Annotated in this window: 2 protein-coding genes; both read right to left on the reverse strand. The window is 66.2% G+C overall.

The features are described from left to right. Positions 1-255 (reverse strand): hypothetical protein (locus AC1DBN_RS21215; RefSeq protein ID WP_477724168.1); only part of this gene is annotated, 255 nt, incomplete at its 3' end. 163 nt (positions 256-418) lie between these two features. Then, positions 419-5,766: Ig-like domain-containing protein (locus tag AC1DBN_RS21220; RefSeq protein ID WP_477724169.1), on the reverse strand; the 5,348-nt coding region annotated here is incomplete at its 5' end.

Raw genomic sequence — 5,766 nt, forward strand, 5'->3', positions numbered from 1 at the left:
AATATCAAACGTCGACGACGCAGGAGTCACCGCCCCATCCAAAACACGCGACGGATAATTCAACCGCCCCACCGCATTCTTAGACTTCGACACCACCCACACACCACCGTCATTCAACTCCACCTCAGTGGTCTTAAACCCCGGATAGAGCACGGCACCGGTCGCCACGACGGCCACGGCAGCGGCGAAGGCTGTACCGGTGACGATCTTCTTGTGGCGCCGTTTGAGCCCAAGTTTCCCCAGCAGACTTGTCACAGCGATTGGCTTCCCTCAGTTGTTCGGCGGCCCCCCGGCCGAAATCCCCAAAAACCCGGTACCGGGCTCTCTGTTCCCCGCGTTAGCCTACCCAACGGTGCAAGGGTCCGCGATGGGTAGAGGTGCCCCGCGGCCTGACCTGCGGCTTCATGATTTTGGCGGGTCAGCATGGGGGTGCTCCAAGCCCTGCGGGGTCCGGAAGCGTGGTGTGTCCGGCGATGACATAGCGGCCCACGTTGCGTGCCGATCCGGACTCAACCCGCCACCAGCGGATGACGCCGTTACCGGACCAGTTGTCGTCCTGGTCGATGTAGCAGGCCACCATGATGCGGTCCTGGCTGGACTTGTAGAACCAGGGCGGATTGTTGCCGCTGACGCCATCGCAGGTGAAGTACGGGTTGGGCCGGTAGTTCGAGCCGCCCCGGGTGAAGGTGCAGGAGCGCTCGAAGTCGGGATCCGAGGTCTTGATCCGGGTTTCCCACAGTCCCTGCTTGCCGGACGTTGCCCTGGCACTGGCGATGCCGCTTCCGGTCCCCACGGAGTTCAGTGTCTGGACCTCGATGGTGCGGCTCTGCTGCCAGCCGCCGGTATTGATGGTCCGGCTGCCTGAAGCTGCCACGTTCTCCCAACCTCCGCCGTTGATCCTGATCCTGGTGCTCGCGACGTCGTTCGTTGCGGTGGATGGCGAGGACCAGCGAAGGGTGACGGACTGGTCGTTGACGCCGCCGTCCTGTCCCGATGCGGACGGTGTGCCCGGGGACCCGTACGGCGTTGCCGACGCCGGGGCGCTGGCGTTGGAGCTCGGGGCCACGGAGGAATTGGCAATGACAGTGATGCTCACCTGGGCGCCGTTGGCGAAGCCGCCGATGGTCTGGCCCGGGCTGATGGGGCCGCTGGCACCGTTGCTGGCGTTGTAGCTGTAACTGACCTCGTTCTCGGCAGAGCCGTTCCGTTCAGCGGCCGTCAGGCGCCTGAAGTCGACCGTGACCGACCGGCCGGCACCGCCGGTGTTGGCCGGAGTGGCGTTGACGCCCGAAACCTGGCCAAGCTTTCCGGTGGCACGGCGGGGAGCCGATGGCGGGCTGACTGCACCCTTGCCCGCTTTGTTCTCGGCCTGCACGGTGAACGTGTACGCGGCTTCGGAGTTGTCCGCCGTGAAGTTGGCGCTGCGGACCGTGCCTGGAATGGTCTGCGTCTGGTCGGGCCGGCCGCCGCCGGACATCGTGACGTAGTAGGCGCTGATGGCGTCACCGTTGGTGTTGGGTTCAGTCCAGTTCACCCGGAGCTGGTTCTGGGTGCCCACTGACGATGCCACGGAGGAGGTGGGTGCGGCAGGGGCCGCCGGAACGCCGGCCGGGTTGTCTTCGGAGGAATAGGTACCCCAGTCGGAGGGGCCGAGTTCGTTGACGGCCTGGGCGCGCACCTTGTATTTCACGCCGTTGGTCAGCCCGGTCCAGGTGTAGTTGAGGCCTGCGACCTCGTTCTTGACGGCAACACCGTTGGCGGGCGGAGGCGAGATCTCCAGGTTGTAGTGCTTGACCGGGGAGCCTTCCGTCCGGGCGGCGGGCCAGTTGATGACCATGTTCTTGTCGCCGGCTTTGACACTGGGTGCCTCCGGCGGGGAGGGCTTCTCGTCGGGCCGGATCTCGTTGGACTGCGGTGAGGGCTGCGACTCCCCCACCTCGTTGGTTGCTTTGACGGTGAAGACGTACTTCACGTTGTTGGTCAGCCCGGAGAGGGTGCAGGTGGTGGTGGGGCACTTCTGCTGGAATCCGTTGTTGGATGCCACCGTGTACTCGGTGATGGGCGCCCCATTGTCCGACGGCGGCGCCCACTTGAGCACGGCGGTGCGGCTGCGGACGTCGGTCGCCGAGGGGGCGGACGGCGCATCGGGTTCGCTGCGCACCGTGAGGCGGACGCGGCCGTCCACCTGGCGGGAAAGGTCGCCGGTCTTGTCGGCGATGGTGTAGCGGACCACCATCACGCCCTTGAATCCGTCTGCCGGGGTGATGGTGATGGAGTCGCCGTTGATGGTGGGCTGGCCCTGGGCCGAACCGGTTTCGACGCTGGTGCCGACGATCTTCAGCGGCGTGTCGCTGAAGGGGTTGACGTCGTTGGCCAGGACGTTGACCGTCTCGGCACGGCCCGCGTTGGCTTTCTCCACCACGTCATCGTTGGCTACCGGCATGGGCCGGTTGGACGCCACGTGCCGCACCTGGATGGTGGCCGTCACCGCGGGCGACCGTCCGTCGGTCACGGTGGCCTGGATATTGCCCGTCACGCCGACTCCCACGGAGTTTTCCGCGCTGACGCTGAGTACCGTGCCGTCGAGCTTCGCGCTGAAGCCCGGGGGCGGCGAGCCCTCGAGGGCGAACGTGAGGTTCCCCTGGTCCCGCTCGTCGACGTCGGCCGCGAGGGGGCCAAGGTCCAGGGTGGCGGTTTCCGTCTTGGGAATGTCCAAGGATGCGCCGCGGAACGTGGGCGGGGTGTTGGCTTCGTCCGGGTCCGGGATCACGTTGGTCATGATGACCAGGGTCGACTTCAGCCCGTCGGGATCATCGGGGCCGGAGCCGTCGGTGACTTCGAACGTGATGGAGCCCGGCCCTGCGTAGCCGGGACGCGCCGCGTAGCGGAGGCCTTCGCCCTCTCCGACGATCACGTTGTCCGGGGCGGCGCCCAGCACCTTGACGGAGTCGGCAACGCTGATCTTGGGCCGGCGGCCCTCCCGCACCCTGACGTAGTCGTCCAGGTCCAGGGTGATTTCCTTGCCGGCCATGACCTCCACCGTTTCGGTGTTGGACAGCGTGGGGTACTGCGCTCCCTGGCCCGGCACCCAGATCACGGCCGTTGCGGTGAGGCCGTCGGTGTCGGTCACCGTATACGGGATGAGCTGGTCTTCGGGCGTGAGGGTGACCAACACGTTCCCTGAGCCGCCCACGCGGGCATTGGGGTTGCCGTCCGGAAGGCTGATCTGCAGCTCGGAGGCCACCCCGTCGGGGTCGGAGTCGTTCTTCAGGACTGGTACGTCGATGGCGGTCTTACCCAGGGTTTCGGCCAGCGTGACCCTGTCGTCCTTGGCTATGGGACGCTTCAGTTCCGCGTCCGCGCTGACCCGGACCCGGATCACGGCGCTGGCCTGGGCTTTCTTGTCGTCCTGGATGCGGTACCGGATGCTCTCGTTGCCTTCCACTGCCGGTGCGGTGAAGAGTACCTTGGCGCCATCGGCCACTTCGACGTTCAGCTCGGGCCGCGCTTCGAAACCGTCAGTCAGCAGGGAGATGGGATCGCCGTCGGGGTCCGAATCATTGGCCAGGGCGTCAACGGCGACGTTCCTGCCCGGCCTGACATCCACGGCGTCGTCCACGGCAATCGGGTTCTGGTTGATGGCTTCCGGCGGTGCAACGCCCACAATGACGGTGCCGGTGTTCTCGGCGCCAATCCGGTCACGGACGCGGTAGGTGAAGGTGTCTGTCCCGGCTGCGTCGCCTGCGGCCGTGTACTCGAGGTAGCCGTCGCGGACGATCGCCGTGCCCATGCCAGCTGCCTTGTCGATCCCCATCAGCTGCACCGAGTCGCCGTCGGCGTCGATGCCGTCCAGGGGCACGGGGATCTTGACGGTCATGCCCGCCACCACGCGGCCGGTGAGGTTGCGCGGTTCGGGGCGGCTGTTCCGTTCGTCATCGCGCGCCAGGATCCGGATGGTCACCTGTTGGGAGTCCACCTGGCCGGACTCGTTGCGGACTTTGTAGATGGCGTAGACGGTTTTGGCCTCGGAGCCGGCGATGAACCGAAGCTGGTCCCCGGCCACGAAGGTCCGTCCGTCGGCTTCGTCCGGGACCTGGGCGAGGTCGGGCACGAGGGTCAGCTTGCCGCCGTTGGGATCGGTGTCGTTATCGAGCACCGGGATGGAGACGACGTCACCGGCCCGGACGGTGGCTTCGTCGGGCTTCGCCTGGGGTGCCTGCAGTTTTGTCGGAGCCGGGACCACCACGACGGCGATCTCGCCCGTCGCGGAGGACCGGCCGTTGGAGATGGTGTACTTCAGCGTTAGTTGGCCTTCGGCGCGAAGGTCCGTGATTCGGACCACCGAGTGGTCCAGGACGGACACACTGACCGGAAGCGAACCGTCGGCGGTCACCGACTGCACCACCAGGACACCGCCGGAGGGATCGGAGTCGTTGCCGAGCACATCGACAAGGACGCTGCCGCCGGTGGGCAGCAGCGCAATGTCGCGGACGGCGACGGGGGCCCCGGCGTCGTTGCCGGCCACGACGTCGACGCGGACCAGCTGCACGGCGCTGGCGGGCCCATTGGTCACCAGGTACTCCACGTAGTGCGGTCCCGGCACGTCGGAGGTGAAGCTGAAGGTCTGCTGGTCGGCGCCGATGACCGCCCTGGACTGCTCGTCAGCGGTCACCTGGGCAAGGCGGAGCGCGCCGCCTTGGGGATCGATGTCGTTCTTGAGTGGTGCGATCACCGTCGGAGCACCGGCGACTGCCACCACATGGTCTGCGTTGGCGATGGGCGGGAGGGCCCCGGCGGGGCGGACGTCGACAGTGATCCGGCCTTCAGTGGTGGCCTGGCCATCGGAGATGCCCACGGAGAGGACCTTGCGGCCCGGCGATGTGCCGCTGTCCTGGAAGGAGAGCTGCCCGTCGGGGCGGATGCGGACCTGGTCAAGGGGGTCCGGGCTGGAGACCGACGTAGCGTAGAGGTCGTCGCCGTCGGGGTCGATCCAGTCCGAAAGGATGTTCCGGGTGATCGATTTGCCCTGCTGGACCACCATGGTGGTGTCACGGTTGGGTTTCTGCGCCGGTGCCGTGTTTTCCGTCAGCGGGACAACGCGCAGCGAAACTTCGGCGGTGGCGGAAAGCCCGCGGCCGTCGTCCACCGTGTATTTGAACGTTTCGCTGCCGGTCTTGTCGGCGGGAACGGCAACCTGGAAGCCCGTGCTGCCGTAGATCGTCGACAACGTGCCCAGGCGGATGTTGTCGGGCTGGCGCACTGTCAGGATGTCGCCGTCGGGGTCCGTGTCATTGTCCAGGACCGGGAGGATGGTGGTTTTGCCGGCGCGGACGCCGTAGCTGTCCGGCTGGGCGACCGGCGGGCTGTTGGGTTTGGTGCGGTCCGGGAGGACTGTCTGCTGGACTTCGTCGGCGGAGTCCTTGTCGGCGTCGTCCGAGGTTTCCTTGGGCGGGATGACGTCGTCCCAGTTGTTGACGAGCTGCATGTTCTGGTTCACCAGCCACACATTCCCGGAATTCACATCATTCAGAACCACCAGGTCCCGGTTCACCCGAAACACATACGACGGCGACGCACTCGCCTTCGGCACATCCACATTCTTATCATCAGCATCATTCACACAATCACGGACATACTTATTCGCCCCCGACCACGCAGCATGCACACACCCACCCAACTGCACCGGAGCCGCAGGAACACCCTCACCACCAAACGACACCGTCTTCGCCGTCCCACCATCCAACGGCTGCTTCAACAACACCTTCT

The organism is Pseudarthrobacter sp. 10T415 (genome assembly GCF_056394175.1).